This window comes from Pseudomonas edaphica, from assembly GCF_965277385.1.
GTDB lineage: Bacteria > Pseudomonadota > Gammaproteobacteria > Pseudomonadales > Pseudomonadaceae > Aquipseudomonas > Aquipseudomonas edaphica.
Window position 1 is genome coordinate 2,519,421 of record NZ_OZ255725.1, and the last position, 16,471, is coordinate 2,535,891.

Below are 16,471 nucleotides of genomic sequence, written 5' to 3' on the forward strand. Positions count from 1 at the left end.
ATCGTGCCCATCGGCGCGGGGCTTTTAACCGAAAGTGGCAGGTGGGAGACGTTCGACTATAAAGGATGCACGCTTTTTACGCAGCGTGACCATTGGGTCGGTAACTGAATCCCCAAGACTTGCACTTAATTGACGTATGACACTCATGCAACAGAAAAGAGGTGCTAGCATAGAGCCATCAGTCGACCTCAGCATGCACCCTCACTAGTAGTCAGGATATGACCGAGCCAGAAGACCCCAGCCGTGAGCGTCTCAAGCACCATTTTGCCCAGCGGGTAATTCATCAGGCACGTCAAATTCTTGAGATCTGGCAACGCCTGCAACGCAGCGAATGGTCGAACACCGATTTGTCCGAACTCAGCGAAGCCAACCTGCGCCTGCTGCGCTTTGCCGAGCGTTTCGAACAGCCGGAACACGGCCAGCTGGCACGGCACATCGGCGAATCGCTCAAGGTGGTGGACGAAAATCGCGGCCGGCTGAGCAGCCAGGTCATCACCGAACTTAACCGCCTGATGCAACGCCTGTCCCGCACCGGTCTGCGCCAGGGTGATCAGTTGGAACAAACCTTACTGCCGCCGATGCGCAAGCCCATCTACGTGATGCTGGCCGATCACGACCGCGCCGAACGCCTGGCCAAGCAGTTGGAATTCTTTGGCATGAGCGCCCAGTCCCTGGACAGTGTGCCGGCGTTTCGTGCCTCCCTCGCCGAGCGCCTGCCGTCGGCGATTGTGATGGATGTGGACTTCTGCGGAGCGGGCCTGGGCCTCAAGCTGGCCGCCGAAGCCCAGGAAGGCCTCGAGCAAAAGCTGCCGCTGCTGTTTTTCAGCTTGCACGAAACCGACACGCCAACGCGCCTGGCCGCCGTGCGCGCCGGTGGCCAGGAGTTCCTCACCGGCACCCTGGAAGCGTCGAGCCTCTTGGAAAAGATCGAAGTGCTGACCTGCGTCGCGCAATACGAACCTTATAAAGTGCTGATCATCGATGACTCGCGGGCACAAGCGCTGCACACCGAGCGCCTGCTCAACAGCGCCGGCATCGTCACGCGCACCTTGATCGAACCGATCCAGGCCATGGCCGAACTGGCGGATTTCCAGCCGGACCTGATCATCCTCGACATGTATATGCCTGCCTGTACCGGCACCGAACTGGCCAAGGTGATTCGCCACAACGACCGTTACGTCAGTGTGCCGATCATCTACCTGTCGGCCGAAGACGACCTGGATAAACAGCTGGACGCCATGAGCGAAGGCGGCGACGACTTCCTCACCAAGCCGATCAAGCCGCGCCACCTGATCACCACCGTGCGCAACCGAGCCGCCCGTGCCCGTAACCTCAAGGCGCGAATGGTGCGCGACAGCCTGACCGGGCTGTACAACCACACCCATATCCTGCAATTGCTCGAAGACTGCAGCTTCCGCGCCCGCCGCGAGAACAAGCCACTGAGCTTTGCGATGCTCGACATCGACCACTTCAAGCGCGTCAACGACAGCCACGGCCACCCCATGGGCGACCGCGTGATCAAGAGCCTGGCGCTGTTTCTCAAGCAACGCCTGCGCAAGACCGACTACATCGGGCGCTACGGCGGCGAAGAGTTCGCCATCGTGATGCCCGACACCGACTTGGAGTCGGCCTGCAAGGTACTGGACGAAATCCGTGGGCGCTTTGCCGAAATTCACTACCCGGCCCAGCCGCAGGATTTATGGTGCACCTTCAGCGCCGGGCTGGTGGAGCTGTGCGACGGCTCCGACAGCCTGATGATGGCTGCCCAGGCCGACGAGGCGCTGTACCGCGCCAAGGACGCAGGACGCAACCGCGTGCAAGCCGCTCGTACATCAAAGCAAAGTGCCACCTTTTCACCGGAATCCACCGAATCCGTCATAACTTTGTAATGGAAACGCAATAACTTCAGGCACTTATCTTTTGCTGTCGGTTGAAACCACGCATGCGCCTGAAGCTGCTGACCAATCTCAATACCCTTCTGCTGGTGGCCGTGTGCCTGGCCCTTGGAGCGACGCTATGGTGGTCGCAACGTGCGCTGGAACGGCCTTATCTGCTGATGGAACGCTACCTGGGCCTGTCGCAGACCTTTCAGAACCAGGCCGCACGCAACATTGATGATTACCTTTCCAGCGGCGATGCCCTGCGTTTGAGCAGCGCCAGTCAAAGCCTGGAAAACCTGTTGCAGCATCTTGACGAATTGCCGGCAGAACTTGGGCAAAACCTGCGCCCCAGCCTGGTGGATCTGGACACCTTCAGCAAAACCGACCTGCTCGCCGCCGGCAAACTGGCGGGCGACCCGCAAGCCCTGTTGCTGCAAGCCGAACGTGAGCTGGGCGCGAACCTTGAGCAACTGAGCCAATACGCCACGGGCGTCAACTCACCAGACGCCGCTCGCTACCTGCCGCCCTTGCTGGCCGCGTCCCAGCACCTGGGCAAACTGTCCCTGGCCCGCGACAAACTGGTCAGCAGCGGGCGCGCTGAGTTGGCCGATGACGTGGAGCGCGAGGTCGCCAGTATCCGCACTCAGGCCGACGTGTTGGCGGCGTTGCCATTGCTTGGTGTCAAGGCCAGCAGTGAATCCAGCGCCGATGATTTTTCCGCCATGATGGGCCTGGAAAACAGCGAGAAAGCCGAAGTCCAGGACACCGGCGTCGACCTCAAGCGCGAACTCAAAAGCCTGTTGACCCGCTACCCCGCCGAACTCAAGCGTACCCGCGAGCAAATCCAGCAGCGCACCGCACTGGCCGCCGCCACTCATTTAAAAATCGCCGCCGTGCAACAGGCCATCTCCGGCCTGGAGCCTGTGGTACGCGCCCAACACGCCAGGATCCAGGGCGAAGTTCGCCTGTTACAAGGCGTGATGATCGGCCTGATCCTGCTGATTGCCCTGCTGATCGACACCCTGCAACGGCGCCTGGCGCGGGTGCTGACCAACCTCGCGCCCGCCCTGTCGACCTGGGCCGAAGGTGATTTCAGCCAGCCGATTGCGCTGGGCAAGACCAACCGCGAACTGCACGATATTGAAGCCTCGCTGAACCGCTTGCGCGCTTACCTGGTGGACCTGGTGGGCACCATTCGCGCAAATGCCGAACAAGTCGCCGGCAGCAGCCGCGCCCTGGCCGAGCTGAGCAGTGGCCTGCACGACGGGGCCGAGCGTCAGGCCGGCGATACCGCGCAGATCCGCGATTCCCTGGGCGAGCTGGAAGCCACCATTCAGCAAGTGGCCGGCGATGCCAGCCAGGCCGCCGGTGCCAGCCGCAGTGCAGGCCTGGCCGTGGAACAGGGCCAACGGGTGATCGGCCTGAGCCTCACCGGCTTGCACGCACTGGTGGGTGAAGTGCAGCAAAATGCGCAGATGATCGAAAAACTCGCGGAAGAATCCGCCACCATCGGCGGCGTGCTCACCGTGATTCGCTCGATTGCCGACCAGACCAACCTGCTGGCCCTCAACGCCGCCATCGAGGCTGCGCGCGCCGGGGAAGCCGGGCGTGGGTTTGCCGTGGTGGCTGACGAAGTGCGCACCCTGGCCCAGCGCACGGCGGGCGCCACCGCTGAAATCCAGGGTTTGATCACCGGCCTGCAAAGCGCCGCCCATCAGTCGGTGCAGGGCATGCGCGCGCAGGTCGAACACGCCGAAGCCACTGCCCAGCAGGCCCAGGCGGCCGACGGCGCGCTGGATGAAATCGTCGGGGCGATCCAGACCATTTCCGACACTGCCGTGCGCATCGCCGATGTGACCGCGCAGCAGAGTGGCGCCGTCAGTGAGATTCGTGACAACAGCGAGCGGATTCACCAGCTGGGCGAGGATAATCTGCTGCGAATCGGCCAAGGCCGCAGCCAGGGTGAGCATCTGTTGGAACTGGGTGGGCAACTGAACACTGCCGTGCAGGCGTTTCGCGTCTGACAGCCATAGTGAAGATCAACTGTGGGAGCTGGCTTGCCTGCGATAGCAGCGGGTCAGTTGAGACATCCGGTTCTGATCCACCGCTATCGCCGGCAAGCCAGCTCCCACACTGACCAAATCCAGCCTCACAGTCACAAATTTTGCGCAATCATCGCTAATCGTGCCGCCTACTGCATAGAACTGGACAGTCACAAAGGCTTTGCGGCATAGTCGCCGGGTTCTGACGCACCCACATCAATAACAAGGAACAGCCGATGGCGACCTTACTGGTTCTTCACGGACCCAACCTGAACCTGCTCGGTACCCGTGAACCGGGTGTCTACGGGGCGGTGACCCTGGAACAGATCAACCTTGATCTGGAACGCCGGGCGCGTGAAGCCGGCCACCATTTGCTGTACCTGCAAAGCAATGCCGAGTACGAATTGATTGATCGCATCCATGCCGCGCGTGGCGAAGGCGTGGACTTTATCCTGATCAATCCCGCCGCTTTTACGCATACAAGTGTTGCATTACGTGACGCGCTGCTGGCGGTGAGCATCCCATTTATCGAAGTGCATTTGTCGAACGTGCACAAACGCGAAGCTTTCCGCCATCACTCCTACTTCTCCGACGTAGCGGTAGGTGTGATCTGCGGCCTTGGCGCCAGCGGTTACCGACTGGCCCTGGAGGCCGCCCTGGAACAACTTGAACAACCGGCCAAGCGCCCCTGACCGACCCTTGGGAGTTGATGATTCATGGATATCCGTAAAGTTAAGAAACTGATCGAACTGCTGGAAGAATCCGGTATCGACGAGCTGGAAATCAAGGAAGGCGAAGAGTCCGTACGGATCAGCCGCCACAGCAAGACCCCGGCTCAACAGTTCTACGCGCCACAGATGCAAGCACCTGCTCCGGCTGCCGCACCTGCCGCTGCCCCGGCTGCTGCCGCTGCACCTGCCGCCCCAGCCGCGCCTGCGCTGAACGGCTTCGTGGTCAAGTCGCCAATGGTCGGTACTTTCTACCGCACCCCGGCACCGACCTCGCCAGCCTTCGTTGAAGTCGGCGCAACCGTGAAAGTGGGCGACACCATCTGCATCGTTGAAGCGATGAAAATGATGAACCACATCACCGCTGAAAAAGCCGGCGTCATCGAATCCATCCTGGTAGAAAACGGTCAGCCGGTTGAGTACGACCAGCCGCTGTTCACCATCGTTTGAACCGCGGAGCGCCTTCGATGTTGAAACCTGCGAAGAAACTGCAAAAAGTCCTGATCGCCAACCGCGGCGAGATCGCGCTGCGTATCCTGCGCGCCTGTAAGGAAGAGGGCATCAAGACCGTCGCTGTTTACTCGACGGCCGATACCGAATTGATGCACGTGAAACTGGCGGACGAAAGCATTTGCATCGGCCCGCCACTGGCCACGAACTCGTACCTGAAAGTCTCGAACATCATCGCCGCCGCTGAAGTGACCGGCGCTGATGGCATCCACCCAGGCTACGGCTTCCTCGCGGAAAACGCCGATTTCGCCGAACAGGTGGAAAAATCCGGCTTCGCCTTCATCGGCCCTAAAGCCGAAACCATCCGCCTGATGGGCGACAAGGTTTCGGCCAAGGACGCCATGATCGCAGCCGGCGTGCCAACCGTTCCAGGTTCCGACGGCCCACTGCCGGAAGACGAGGCAACCGCCCTGCGCATTGGTCGCGAAGTCGGTTACCCGGTGATCATCAAGGCCGCCGGTGGCGGTGGTGGTCGCGGCATGCGTGTGGTGCACAAGGAAGAAGACCTGATCGAAGCTGCCAAGCAGACCCGCTCCGAAGCGGCTGCCTGGTTCGGCAACCCGATGGTCTACCTGGAGAAGTACCTGACCAACCCACGTCACGTGGAAGTGCAGGTTCTGTCCGACGGCCAGGGCCACGCCATCCACCTGGGCGACCGCGATTGCTCGCTGCAACGTCGTCACCAGAAGGTGTTGGAAGAAGCTCCGGCACCGGGCCTGGACGAAACCGCGCGCCAGGAAGTACTGGCTCGCTGCGTCAAGGCGTGCATCGACATCAACTACCGTGGCGCCGGTACCTTTGAGTTCCTCTACGAGAACGGCCGCTTCTACTTCATCGAGATGAACACTCGTGTGCAGGTAGAGCATCCGGTTTCGGAGATGGTCACCGGTATCGACATCGTCAAGGAGATGCTGAGCATCGCCGCCGGCAACGTGCTGTCCTTCACCCAGGACGACGTCAAGATCCACGGCCACTCCCTGGAGTGCCGGATCAACGCCGAAGACCCGAAAACCTTTATCCCAAGCCCTGGCCTGGTCAAGCATTTCCACGCGCCGGGCGGCAACGGCGTGCGTGTGGATTCGCACCTGTACAGCGGCTACAAGGTTCCGTCCAACTACGACTCGCTGATCGGCAAGCTGATCACCTGGGGCGCCACCCGCGACGAGGCCATGGCCCGTATGCGCAATGCCCTGGACGAAATCGTGGTAGACGGCATCAAGACCAACATCCCGCTGCATCGGGATCTGGTCCGCGATGAAGGCTTCTGCGAAGGTGGTGTGAACATTCACTACCTGGAACACAAGCTGGCCAACCAGTAAGTGCTCCACCCAACAAAGCCGCCTTCGGGCGGCTTTGTTGTTTGTGGGCCCGCAAGAACACCGCCGCCCCATGTGTGCGGGCTTGTGTGGGAGCTGGCTTGTGTGGGAGCTGGCTCCCACATAAGCCCGCTCGCCACAAACTCGCCGCTCGCGTAAACTTGCGCGCTTTCGCGACCCAGCCGTCGCACACTCATTTTTTCAAAGGTGCCCGCCATGCCTTGGCTGCAAGTCCGTCTCGCCATCAGCCCAGAACAAGCCGAAACCTACGAAGACGCTTTCCTCGAAGTCGGCGCCGTGTCGGTGACCTTCATGGACGCCGAAGACCAGCCGATCTTCGAACCGGAACTCAATACCACGCCGCTGTGGTCCCACACCCATCTGCTGGCCCTGTTCGAAGACGGCACCGATGCCGCCGCCGTGCTGGCCCACATGGAACTGCTCACCGGCAGCCCGCTGCCCGAGCACCACAGCGAAGTGATCGAAGACCAGGATTGGGAACGCAGCTGGATGGACAACTTCCAGCCGATGCGTTTCGGCCAGCGCCTGTGGATCGTGCCAAGCTGGCACGCCGCGCCTGAGCCGAATGCCGTCAACTTGCTGCTGGACCCGGGCCTGGCGTTCGGCACCGGCACCCACCCTACCACCGCGCTGTGCCTGGAATGGCTGGACGGCCAGGACCTGAGCGACTGCAACGTGCTGGATTTCGGCTGCGGCTCAGGGATCCTGGCGATTGCCGCGCTGCTGCTGGGCGCCAAGGAAGCGGTCGGCACCGATATCGACGTGCAAGCCCTGGAAGCTTCCCGTGATAACGCCGGGCGCAATAACATTGCTGAAGGCAAATTCCCACTCTACCTGCCGGAAGATTTGCCCCAGGTGCAGGCCGATGTGCTGGTGGCCAATATCCTCGCCGGGCCGCTGGTGTCGTTGGCGCCGCAGCTGTCGAGCCTGGTCAAGCCGGGCGGGCGCCTGGCGCTGTCGGGCATCCTCGCCGAGCAAGGCGAAGACGTGGCCGCTGCCTACGCCAAGGATTTCGAACTGGACCCGATCGCCAACCGTGATGGCTGGGTACGCATCAGTGGTCGTCGGCGCTAGAATGAGCGCTTGCCTGAATCGGATGGCCGCATGACCGACAGTTTCGTCACCCAGTGCCCACACTGCCAAGCCCGTTTTCGCGTCAGCCACGCACAACTGAGTGTGGCCCGCGGCGTGGTGCGCTGCGGCTCGTGCCTGCAAGTGTTCAACGCCGCTCGCCAGTTGCTGGAGCAGCGCGGCCAGGTGCCTGCGCCTGAGCAGCCGGCCGTTGCCGAGAAGGCCACTGAGCCGACCGCCGAGGCCCCACGGGCCATCAGCCAGAAGCAGTGGAACGCCGAAGAACTGGACCTGGACAACCTGGACCTGGACGAAGAACTGGCCAAGCTGGAGCGTCGTCAGGCACCCGCTGACCGTCGCCAGCCTGAAGATGCCCTGAGCGCTACGCGCGGCACTGCCAAGGCCGAAGAAGAACAGTGGGCCGCCAGCCTGTTCAGTGAACCGCCCGAGGAACGCACCCCAGCGCCCGAGGACGAGCCAGAGCCAGAGCCGGCCACTGCGACACGCCAGCGCACCGAACCCTCCATGTCGTTTCGCCTTGACGACATCGACGATGAACCGCCACTGCGCTCGGCGCCGCACGATGAAGATGACGATATCGACCCGCCGTTCACGCCCTTGACCCAGGCCCTGGACGAACCGGAACCCGAAGATCGCCCGCAACCGCGTCGCAAGCGCACGCGCCCCGAGCCAAGTGTTCACGATGACGTACTCCAGGACCTGGAAGACGACCCGCTGCACCTTTACGCCCAAAAGCGCCCGTCCGGCTGGGGCCGCCGCCTGATCTGGATGCTGCTGGTGCTGATCGCCGCCGCAGGCCTTGCAGGCCAGTACATCGCGTATCAATTCGACGACCTGGCCCGCCAGGATGCCTACCGCCCATGGTTTCAGCAGCTGTGCCCGTCACTGGGTTGCACGGTGCCATCGCGGGTCGATATCGCCCATATCAAGAGCAGCAACCTGGTGGTGCGCAGCAACCCGGAGTTTGCCGGGGCGCTGGTGGTGGATGCGATCATCTATAACCGGGCGACGTTTTCCCAGCCCTTTCCGTTGCTGGAACTGCGTTTCGCCGACATGAACGGCAATCTGATCGCCAGTCGTCGCTTCAAACCCGGCGAATACCTGAGCGGCGAATTGGCCGGCGTCAGCGAAATGCCATCGCAGACACCGATCCACATCTCCCTGGATATCCTTGACCCAGGCAATAAAGCGGTGAATTACAGCCTGAGTTTTCACTCGCCCGAGTGAACCGGCGCAGGTTCTGAGGTTTGACGGCAAATTATTGACTTTGCGCTGCGCAACCAAACCGGCAGCGATAAAGAAATAACTGTTCAGATTTTATCCAATTCAGCCTTTATCCAGTCATCGAGAGCGGGTATCATGCCAACCCTTTTTCGAACTCTAATGATCCGGCCCCACAACAGGGAAGTCCTATGTCGGCGGTACGCATCGGCCCATACACATTGCAAAACGGCTTGATCCTCGCCCCGATGGCGGGCGTCACCGACCAGCCCTTTCGTCAGCTGTGCAAGCGTTTGGGCGCGGGTCTAGTAGTCTCTGAAATGGTCACCAGCGACATGAGCTTGTGGAACACCCGCAAATCGCGGATGCGCATGATCCACGAAGGTGATCCCGAGCCCCGCTCGGTGCAGATCGCCGGGGGTGATGCGCAAATGCTGGCAGATGCGGCCCGAGCCAACGTGGAGTTGGGCGCACAGATCATCGACATCAACATGGGCTGCCCGGCCAAGAAGGTCTGCAACAAGGCCGCCGGTTCCGCATTGTTGAAAGATGAGCAGTTGGTAGCCGAGATCCTGCAGGCCGTTGTCGCCGCAGTGGATGTGCCGGTCACCCTGAAGATTCGTACCGGCTGGGACCGGGACAACAAAAATGGTCTGACAGTGGCGAAGATCGCTGAACAGGCCGGGATTACAGCGCTGGCGGTGCATGGCCGCACCCGCGCAGACCTTTACACAGGTGAAGCCGAGTACGACACCATTGCCGCGATCAAGCAGGCGGTGTCGATGCCGGTCTTTGCCAATGGCGATATCGACTCAGCCGAGAAAGCCCGGCGCGTGCTGCACGCAACCGGTGCCGATGGCTTGTTGATTGGCCGGGCCGCCCAGGGGCGGCCATGGATTTTTCGTGAGATCGAACACTTTCTGCGTACCGGCGAAGTCTTGCCGGCACCGGAGTTGATCGAGGTGGAACGTATTCTGCTAGAGCATCTGGCCGCCCTGCACGCCTTCTATGGAGACGTGATGGGAGTACGCATTGCTCGCAAGCATGTCGGCTGGTATCTCGCCACCTTGCCGGGCGCCAAGGAATTCCGCGCTCAGTTCAATCGTTTGGATGAAACGCAGGCACAGGTCGCCACCGTTCGTGAGTTCTTCGCCGAACGTGACAAGAGCCTGGGAACAGGGGATGGAGAGGGGGTGGCCGCATGACGATGATGACCGAGACTTTAGTGAGTGGAACAGCACCCGTGAGCGACAACGTCAATTTGAAACAGCACCTGAACACGCCGAGCGAAGAAGGTCAGACCCTTCGTGGGAGTGTCGAGAAGGCGCTGCACAATTATTTCGCCCACCTTGAGGGCGCTTCCGTCACGGACGTGTACAACCTGGTGCTCTCCGAAGTCGAGGCGCCGTTGCTCGAAAGCGTGATGAACTACGTCAAGGGCAACCAGACCAAAGCCAGTGAGCTGCTGGGCCTCAACCGTGGCACCTTGCGCAAAAAGCTCAAACAATACGATTTGCTGTAAGCATTCAATCAAACCAGAAAGGCGCCCGCGTAAAAACGGTCGCCTTTTTTGCTGACTCCTTTGCTTTTGATGGAAATTGAAATGACCGACCAGACCACCCGCCTGCCGATCCGCCGCGCCTTGATCAGTGTCTCCGACAAGACCGGGATCCTCGAATTTGCCCGGGAGCTGGAAGCCCTTGGCGTGGAAATCCTCTCCACAGGCGGGACGTTCAAACTGCTGCAGGACAACGGCGTGGCCGCAGTAGAAGTTGCGGACTACACCGGTTTCGCAGAAATGATGGACGGTCGGGTCAAGACCCTGCACCCGAAAATCCACGGCGGGATCCTCGGTCGTCGCGGTATCGATGACGCCATCATGAGCGAACACGGCATCAAGCCGATCGACCTGGTCGCCGTTAACCTTTACCCGTTCGAAGCCACCATCAACAAGCCAGGCTGCGACCTGCCGACCGCCATCGAGAACATCGATATCGGCGGCCCGACCATGGTTCGCTCCGCTGCCAAGAACCACAAAGACGTGGCCATCGTGGTTAACGCCAGCGACTACGCGCAAGTATTGGAAAGCCTGAAAGCCGGCGGCCTGACCTACGCCCAGCGTTTCGACCTGATGCTCAAGGCGTTCGAACACACCGCCGCCTACGACGGCATGATCGCCAACTACATGGGCACCGTGAACCAGGCCGCTGAAACCCTGAGCACAGAAGGCCGCAGCCAGTTCCCGCGCACCTTCAACAGCCAGTTCATCAAGGCCCAGGAAATGCGCTACGGCGAGAACCCGCACCAGAGCGCGGCGTTCTACGTGGAAGCCAAGCCGGCCGAAGTCGGCATCGCCACCGCGACCCAGCTGCAAGGCAAGGAGCTGTCCTACAACAACGTGGCCGACACCGACGCCGCGCTGGAATGTGTGAAGAGCTTCGTCAAGCCAGCCTGCGTGATCGTCAAGCACGCCAACCCGTGCGGCGTGGCTGTGAGCCCGGACGCTGAAGGCGGCATTCGCCAGGCCTACGAACTGGCCTACGCCACTGACACTGAATCCGCGTTTGGCGGCATCATTGCCTTCAACCGTGAGCTGGACGCCGAGACCGCCAAGGCGATCGTCGAGCGCCAGTTCGTTGAAGTGATCATTGCCCCATCCGTCAGTGAAGAAGCTCGCGCCATCGTCGCCGCCAAAGCCAACGTGCGCCTGCTGGCCTGCGGCGAGTGGTCAGCAGACCGCGCCGCTGCCTGGGACTACAAGCGCGTCAATGGCGGCTTGCTGGTACAGAGCCGCGACATCGGCATGATCGGCAGCCAAGACTTGAAGGTCGTGACCAAGCGCGCCCCGACCGAGCAAGAGATCAACGACCTGATCTTCGCCTGGAAAGTGGCCAAGTACGTTAAGTCCAACGCCATCGTCTACGCCAAGAACCGCCAGACCATCGGTGTCGGCGCCGGCCAGATGAGCCGCGTGAACTCGGCGCGTATCGCCGCGATCAAGGCAGAACACGCAGGCTTGCAGGTAGCGGGTTCGGTGATGGCTTCCGACGCGTTCTTCCCGTTCCGTGATGGCCTGGACAACGCCGCGAAAGCCGGTGTTACCGCCGTGATCCAACCGGGTGGCTCGATGCGTGATGCTGAAGTGATCGCGGCCGCTGATGAAGCGGGCATCGCGATGGTCTTCACCGGCATGCGCCACTTCCGCCACTGATTCAACATTGCCAGGTAGGCACTGGCTTCTGTGGGAGCTGGCTTGCCTGCGATAGCATCACCTCGGGTCATCTGACACACCGAGGCGCCAGCATCGCAGGCAAGCCAGCTCCCACAGAAAAGCCGCCCACAGTGCTCCCAAGAATTCAGCGTCATCCGAGGTTTTTGAAATGAATGTTTTGATCATTGGCAGCGGTGGCCGCGAACACGCCCTGGCCTGGAAAGTTGCCCAGGACCCACGCGTCCAGAAGGTTTTCGTCGCCCCCGGCAACGCCGGCACCGCCATTGAAGCCAAGTGCGAAAACGTCGCCATCGACGTCCTGGCCCTTGAGCAGCTTGCTGATTTTGCCGAAAAAAATGTTTCCCTGACCATCGTCGGCCCGGAAGTACCGCTGGTTGCCGGCGTTGTGGACCTGTTCCGCAGCCGTGGCCTGGACTGCTTCGGCCCAACCGCCGGTGCCGCGCAGCTGGAAGGCTCCAAAGCCTTTACCAAGGATTTCCTGGCTCGCCACAAGATCCCGACGGCGGACTACCAGAACTTCACCGAGATTGAGCCGGCCCTGGCTTACCTGCGTGAAAAAGGCGCACCGATCGTGATCAAGGCCGATGGCCTGGCCGCCGGTAAAGGCGTGATCGTCGCCATGACCTTGCAGGAAGCCGAAGACGCCGTACGCGACATGCTCGCCGGTAACGCGTTTGGTGATGCAGGCTCGCGTGTGGTGATCGAGGAGTTCCTCGACGGCGAAGAAGCCAGCTTCATCGTGATGGTCGATGGCAAAAATGTGTTGCCGATGGCCACCAGCCAGGACCACAAACGTGTTGGCGATGGCGACAGCGGCCCGAACACCGGTGGCATGGGTGCCTACTCCCCTGCCCCGGTCGTCACCGCCGACGTACACAAACGCGTGATGGACCTGGTGATCTGGCCAACCGTGCGCGGCATGGCCGACGAAGGCAATGTGTACACCGGTTTCCTCTACGCTGGCCTGATGATCGACAAAGCCGGCAACCCGAAAGTCATCGAGTTCAACTGCCGCTTCGGCGACCCGGAAACCCAACCGGTGATGCTGCGTCTGCAATCGAGCCTGGTGCTGCTGGTGGAAGCCGCATTGGCCCAGGCCCTGGACAAGGTTGAAGCACAGTGGGACCCGCGCCCGAGTGTCGGCATCGTACTGGCGGCCGGTGGTTACCCAGCCGACTACGCCAAGGGCGATGTGATTGAAGGCCTGGATGCGGCTGCTACGCTGGAAGGCAAGGTGTTCCATGCAGGCACCGCGCTCAAGGACGGCAAAGTTGTAACCGCAGGTGGCCGTGTATTGTGCGCCACCGCAATGGGTGCCAGTGTCGACGCCGCGCAGCAACAGGCGTACAAACTGGCGGCAAAAATCGACTGGAAAGGTTGCTTCTACCGCACGGACATCGGCTATCGCGCCATTGCCCGTGAACGCGGCGAGAACAACTGAACAGCTACGCTTGCGTAGCTATCCGTTCGGCTAGGTAAGGGCCTCTGGCCCTTGCCGTACCCATGTCGCCCCGCGCATAGTTAACCCGTGCATCAACCTACGAAGGGATTTCGCCGTGCGCTGGCTCAGGATCGCCATAGGTTTTACAGTCAGCTTGCTGACCCTGCTCTGCTTGTTCCCGGCCCAGGCCGCCGCGCAAGGCAGTGGCTGGGCAGTATTGCTTGATGAACAGGCCGACCTGCAACTGAGCGACATCCGCTCCGCCCGCTACACCAATCAATTCAGCCCCATCGAACTGAACCGGATTACCGCTGCGCAGCCGGACGGTGCGTTGTGGGTACGCTTCAAGCTGCAACCCGGCAAGCACGAACAAGTGCTGCGGGTATTCGCCCCGGACCTGTCGCACCTGAACCTGTATGTGCTCGACGGCGACATGCTGGTGGAGCAGCAAAGCACCGGTACCCGCCAGCCCCAGGCGGAACGCCCGCTGCCCAGCAGCGATTTCATGCTGCCGATGCCCCAGAGCCAGAAGCCCCTTGAGGTGTACCTGCGCCTGGTCTCGGAACACGAACTACGCCCCTACATCACCCTGGAACCGGCCGTGCTCGCCGCCGCCGACCAGACCCAGACGCTGATCTACGGCCTGCTGTTCGGCTGCCTGCTGATGCTGATCCTGCACAACCTCACACGCTTCGCCTACCACCGCTCGCGCAGCAGCCTGTGGCTGGCGGCCTGCGAAGTACTGTTGATGCTGAGCCTGGCGCTGTTGCTCAACCTGGTGGGGCCGTGGCTGCCAAACTGGCACGCGGTGCAGACCCCGGGCGCCTACCTCGCGCTGCTGCTGACTGCGCCGTGCGGGCTGATGTTTGCCTATCGCTTCTTCATGCCCTTGGGCCCGCACCCGCTGAACAAGCTGTTGATGGCCGACATCCTGCTGATCGTGCTGTGCGGCCTGCTGCTGTTGTTCGTCAACACCTTGCCGCTGAACATCATCACCTACGCGCTGGTCGCCCTGGCAGGCTTGAGCATGTTGTTTATCTCGGCTTACCACTGGCAGAAAGGCTACCGGCCGGCGCGCTTGTTTGTGGTGGCGATGGTGGTGTTCAACATCGGCACCCTGATCATCCTGCCCGCCCTGCTGGGCCTGACGCTGGTGGCACCGCAAGGTTTGATCGTGACCCTGCTGAGCTTTATCTGCCTGAGCGGCCTGCTGATGAGCCTGGCCCTGGGCGAACGCCAGCGCGCCATTGTCGAGGCACGCTTCAGCCTCAGCCGCGACCTGGCGGCCAGCAATGCCGAGATCGCCGCCAAGGCCGAATTCCTGGCCAAGATCAGCCACGAAATCCGCACGCCCATGAACGGCGTACTGGGCATGACCGAGTTGCTGCTCGGCACGCCGCTGTCGGTGAAGCAGCGTGACTATGTGCAGACCATCCACAGCGCCGGCAATGAACTGCTGACGCTGATCAACGAGATCCTCGACATCTCCAAGCTCGAATCCGGGCAGATCGAACTGGACGACGTGCAATTTGACCTCAACGCGCTGATCGATGACTGCTTGAGTATCTTCCGCGCCAAGGCCGAACAGCAGAACGTCGAGCTGATCAGCTTTATCCAGCCGCAGGTGCCCCGCGTGATCAGTGGCGACCCCACGCGCCTGCGCCAGGCGCTGTTGAGCCTGCTGGAAAACGCCCTGCAAAAAACCGATGAAGGCGAAGTGCTGATCGTGGTCGCCCTGGACGAACGCAGCACCAAGCCACGCCTGCGCATCGCCGTACAAGACAGCGGCCTGCCGATGGATGCCGCCGAACGCGACGCGCTGCTGCACAGCGAACTGCACAGCAAGAACTTCCTCTCGGCTACGCGCCTGAGCGGCCACCTGGGCCTGGTCATCGCCCGCCAGTTGATCCTGTTGATGAACGGCGAGTTCGGCATCAAGAGCGGCAGCCACCAGGGCAGCACGCTGTGGCTGACCCTGCCACTGGACCCGGAACGCCTGGAGCACCCGACGTCCGACCTCGACGGGCCGCTCAAAGGCGCGCGGGTGTTGGTGGTCGATGACAACGACACCTGCCGCAAAGTGCTGGTGCAGCAATGCACCGCCTGGGGCTTGAACGTCAGCGCTGTGCCGTCCGGCAAAGAAGCCCTGGCGCTGCTGCGCACCAAAGCGCACCTGCGCGACTACTTCGACGTAGTGCTGCTGGACCAGAACATGCCCGGCATGACCGGGATGCAACTGGCGGCGAAAATCAAGGAAGACCCGAGCCTGAACCACGACATTCTGCTGATCATGCTCACCGGCATCAGCAATGCGCCGAGCAAGATCATCGCGCGCAACAGCGGGATCAAACGCATCCTCGCCAAGCCAGTGGCCGGCTACACACTCAAGACCACCCTGGCCGACGAACTGACCCAGCGCAGCAAGGGCACAATTGCGCCGCGCCCTGCTCTCAGCGCGCCGGCAGCAGTCACCGTGCCCAGTGATTTCAAGATCCTGGTGGCCGAAGACAACAGCATCTCCACCAAAGTGATTCGCGGCATGCTCGGCAAGCTCAACCTCAACCCGGACACCGCCAGCAACGGCGAGGAAGCGCTGGAGGCGATGAAAGCCCAGCGTTACGACCTGGTGTTGATGGACTGCGAAATGCCGATCCTCGATGGCTTCTCTGCCACCCAGCAATTGCGCGCGTGGGAAGTCAGCCACCAGCGTATTCGCACGCCGGTGGTGGCGCTGACGGCGCATATCCTGTCGGAACATAAAGAACGCGCACGCCAGGCCGGCATGGATGGCCACATGGCCAAGCCGGTGGAATTGTCGCAGTTGCGTGAACTGGTGGAGTTTTGGGTGGCGCAGCGTCAGCAGCGGCCGGAACACGCCCCGTCGTGACCTTGAAATGCAGCCTCCTGTGGGAGCTGGCTTGCCTGCGATGGCGGTGTGTCAATCACACACCCTTTGTCTGCTCCACCGCTATCGCAGGCAAGCCAGCT

11 protein-coding genes and 1 pseudogene are annotated in these 16,471 nt (G+C 61.5%); all 12 read left to right on the forward strand.

Annotated elements, in window-relative coordinates:
• Positions 1 to 218 precede the first annotated feature (218 nt).
• The 12 genes and pseudogenes from ACQY47_RS11550 to ACQY47_RS11605 all read left to right on the forward strand — a co-directional run bounded on the left by ACQY47_RS11550 (position 219) and on the right by ACQY47_RS11605 (position 16,370).
• A complete protein-coding gene (locus ACQY47_RS11550) occupies positions 219 to 1,889 on the forward strand; it encodes a response regulator (RefSeq protein WP_017136741.1) in 1,671 nt (556 codons plus the stop codon).
• 1,499 nt (positions 1,890 to 3,388) lie between these two features.
• A pseudogene (locus ACQY47_RS11555) lies at positions 3,389 to 3,904 on the forward strand (methyl-accepting chemotaxis protein); the annotation flags it as partial.
• Between the two features lie 254 nt (positions 3,905 to 4,158).
• Positions 4,159 to 4,614, forward strand: a complete 456-nt coding sequence (gene aroQ / locus ACQY47_RS11560; protein WP_017136743.1) for a type II 3-dehydroquinate dehydratase — start codon at positions 4,159 to 4,161, stop codon at positions 4,612 to 4,614.
• Between the two features lie 24 nt (positions 4,615 to 4,638).
• Positions 4,639 to 5,100, forward strand: coding sequence for an acetyl-CoA carboxylase biotin carboxyl carrier protein (accB, locus tag ACQY47_RS11565; RefSeq protein WP_017136744.1), 462 nt, complete (start codon positions 4,639 to 4,641; stop codon positions 5,098 to 5,100).
• Between the two features lie 17 nt (positions 5,101 to 5,117).
• Complete coding sequence (accC, locus tag ACQY47_RS11570) at positions 5,118 to 6,479, forward strand: acetyl-CoA carboxylase biotin carboxylase subunit (RefSeq protein WP_017136745.1); 1,362 nt, start codon at positions 5,118 to 5,120, stop codon at positions 6,477 to 6,479.
• Between the two features lie 213 nt (positions 6,480 to 6,692).
• Positions 6,693 to 7,571, forward strand: coding sequence for a 50S ribosomal protein L11 methyltransferase (prmA, locus tag ACQY47_RS11575; protein ID WP_017136746.1), 879 nt, complete (start codon positions 6,693 to 6,695; stop codon positions 7,569 to 7,571).
• A gap of 30 nt (positions 7,572 to 7,601) precedes the next feature.
• Positions 7,602 to 8,816 (forward strand): DUF3426 domain-containing protein, encoded by a 1,215-nt coding sequence (locus ACQY47_RS11580; RefSeq protein WP_017136747.1) that lies wholly within the window; start codon positions 7,602 to 7,604, stop codon positions 8,814 to 8,816.
• Positions 8,817 to 9,001: 185 nt separating this feature from the next.
• Positions 9,002 to 10,015 carry a tRNA dihydrouridine synthase DusB gene (gene dusB / locus ACQY47_RS11585; RefSeq protein ID WP_099548135.1) on the forward strand — a complete coding sequence of 338 codons (1,014 nt, stop codon included), beginning with the start codon at positions 9,002 to 9,004 and terminating at the stop codon, positions 10,013 to 10,015.
• Positions 10,012 to 10,332 (forward strand): DNA-binding transcriptional regulator Fis, encoded by a 321-nt coding sequence (gene fis / locus ACQY47_RS11590; RefSeq protein WP_003221275.1) that lies wholly within the window; start codon positions 10,012 to 10,014, stop codon positions 10,330 to 10,332. The genes dusB and fis overlap by 4 nt, the downstream gene beginning before the upstream one ends.
• A gap of 81 nt (positions 10,333 to 10,413) precedes the next feature.
• On the forward strand, positions 10,414 to 12,021 hold the full coding sequence (gene purH / locus ACQY47_RS11595) for a bifunctional phosphoribosylaminoimidazolecarboxamide formyltransferase/IMP cyclohydrolase (protein WP_169986477.1): 1,608 nt from the start codon (positions 10,414 to 10,416) through the stop codon (positions 12,019 to 12,021).
• A 169-nt stretch (positions 12,022 to 12,190) separates the two neighbouring features.
• Positions 12,191 to 13,483 (forward strand): phosphoribosylamine--glycine ligase, encoded by a 1,293-nt coding sequence (purD, locus tag ACQY47_RS11600; RefSeq protein ID WP_017136750.1) that lies wholly within the window; start codon positions 12,191 to 12,193, stop codon positions 13,481 to 13,483.
• 115 nt (positions 13,484 to 13,598) lie between these two features.
• A complete protein-coding gene (locus tag ACQY47_RS11605; RefSeq protein ID WP_428557123.1) occupies positions 13,599 to 16,370 on the forward strand; it encodes a response regulator in 2,772 nt (923 codons plus the stop codon).
• Positions 16,371 to 16,471 lie beyond the last annotated feature (101 nt).

Bases quoted from the DNA above. Each gene is read 5' to 3' on its own strand.
- aroQ (WP_017136743.1), top strand. From the start codon at position 4,159: ATGGCGACCTTACTGGTTCTTCACGGACCCAACCTGAACCTGCTCGGT.
- fis (WP_003221275.1), top strand. From the start codon at position 10,012: ATGACGATGATGACCGAGACTTTAGTGAGTGGAACAGCACCCGTGAGC.
- ACQY47_RS11580 (WP_017136747.1), top strand. From the start codon at position 7,602: ATGACCGACAGTTTCGTCACCCAGTGCCCACACTGCCAAGCCCGTTTT.
- prmA (WP_017136746.1), top strand. From the start codon at position 6,693: ATGCCTTGGCTGCAAGTCCGTCTCGCCATCAGCCCAGAACAAGCCGAA.
- accB (WP_017136744.1), top strand. From the start codon at position 4,639: ATGGATATCCGTAAAGTTAAGAAACTGATCGAACTGCTGGAAGAATCC.
- ACQY47_RS11550 (WP_017136741.1), top strand. From the start codon at position 219: ATGACCGAGCCAGAAGACCCCAGCCGTGAGCGTCTCAAGCACCATTTT.
- dusB (WP_099548135.1), top strand. From the start codon at position 9,002: ATGTCGGCGGTACGCATCGGCCCATACACATTGCAAAACGGCTTGATC.
- purD (WP_017136750.1), top strand. From the start codon at position 12,191: ATGAATGTTTTGATCATTGGCAGCGGTGGCCGCGAACACGCCCTGGCC.
- purH (WP_169986477.1), top strand. From the start codon at position 10,414: ATGACCGACCAGACCACCCGCCTGCCGATCCGCCGCGCCTTGATCAGT.
- accC (WP_017136745.1), top strand. From the start codon at position 5,118: ATGTTGAAACCTGCGAAGAAACTGCAAAAAGTCCTGATCGCCAACCGC.